We start from the raw sequence: 1623 nt of genomic DNA on the forward strand, positions 1-1623 counted from the left end.
TAACCTATACAGCAGTAGTCACTGCTACGGGTAACTATACAAATTTTGCAGAGGTTACCGCGAGTGATCAGACCGATTTAGACAGTACTCCAGATAGTACTCCAGATACAGATACTCCAACGGAGGACGATGAGACAAGTGCTACTCCAACAGTTGAGGCAATTGCAGATTTAAGTATTACTAAGAGTGCTGTATTAACAACAGATGCTGATACTAGTGGAAGTATTAGTGCTGGTGATACAGTTACCTTTACAGTAACGGTAAGCAATGCTGGTCCTAACAATGCTACGGGAGTAGGCGTAGGAGATACGGTTCCAGATGGATATACTACGATAGGTAGTATCAGTAATAGTGGAAGTGAGAGTGGCGGCTTAATTAGCTGGAGTGGTTTATCGATTACTTCAGGATCGAGTTTAGACTTAACCTATACAGCAGTAGTCACTGCTACGGGTAACTATACGAATTTTGCAGAGGTTACCGCGAGTGATCAGACCGATTTAGATAGTACTCCAGATAGTACTCCAGATACAGATACTCCAACGGAGGATGATGAGACAAGTGCTACTCCAACAGTTGAGGCGATTGCAGATTTAAGTATTACTAAGAGTGCTGTATTAACAACAGATGCTGATACTAGTGGAAGTATTAGTGCTGGTGATACAGTTACCTTTACAGTAACGGTAAGCAATACTGGTCCTAACAATGCTACGGGAGTAGGCGTAGGAGATACGGTTCCAGATGGATATACTACGATAGGTAGTATCAGTAACAGTGGAAGTGAGAGTGGCGGTTTAATTAGCTGGAGTGGTTTATCGATTACTTCAGGATCGAGTTTAGACTTAACCTATACCGCAGTAGTCACTGCTACGGGTAACTATACAAATTTTGCAGAGGTTACCGCGAGTGATCAGACCGATTTAGACAGTACTCCAGATAGTACTCCAGATACAGATACTCCAACGGAGGATGATGAGACAAGTGCTACTCCAACAGTTGAGGCGATTGCAGATTTAAGTATTACTAAGAGTGCTGTATTAACAACAGATGCTGATACTAGTGGAAGTATTAGTGCTGGTGATACAGTTACCTTTACAGTAACGGTAAGCAATGCTGGTCCTAACAATGCTACGGGAGTAGGCGTAGGAGATACGGTTCCAGATGGATATACTACGATAGGTAGTATCAGTAACAGTGGAAGTGAGAGTGGCGGTTTAATTAGCTGGAGTGGTTTATCGATTACTTCAGGATCGAGTTTAGACTTAACCTATACAGCAGTAGTCACTGCTACGGGTAACTATACGAATTTTGCAGAGGTTACCGCGAGTGATCAGACCGATTTAGACAGTACTCCAGATAGTACTCCAGATACAGATACTCCAACGGAGGATGATGAGACAAGTGCTACTCCAACAGTTGAGGCGATTGCAGATTTAAGTATTACTAAGAGTGCTGTATTAACAACAGATGCTGATACTAGTGGAAGTATTAGTGCTGGTGATACAGTTACCTTTACAGTAACGGTAAGCAATGCTGGTCCTAACAATGCTACGGGAGTAGGCGTAGGAGATACGGTTCCAGATGGATATACTACGATAGGTAGTATCAGTAACAGTGGAAGTGAGA

At 42.7% G+C, this 1623-nt stretch carries 1 pseudogene; it reads left to right on the forward strand.

The features are described 5' to 3' along the window. Positions 1-1623: pseudogene (locus ABD077_RS25080) on the forward strand (DUF11 domain-containing protein); the annotation flags it as partial.

The sequence above is a fragment of the Aquimarina litoralis genome (assembly GCF_039523995.1).
Classification (GTDB): Bacteria; Bacteroidota; Bacteroidia; order Flavobacteriales; family Flavobacteriaceae; genus Aquimarina; species Aquimarina litoralis.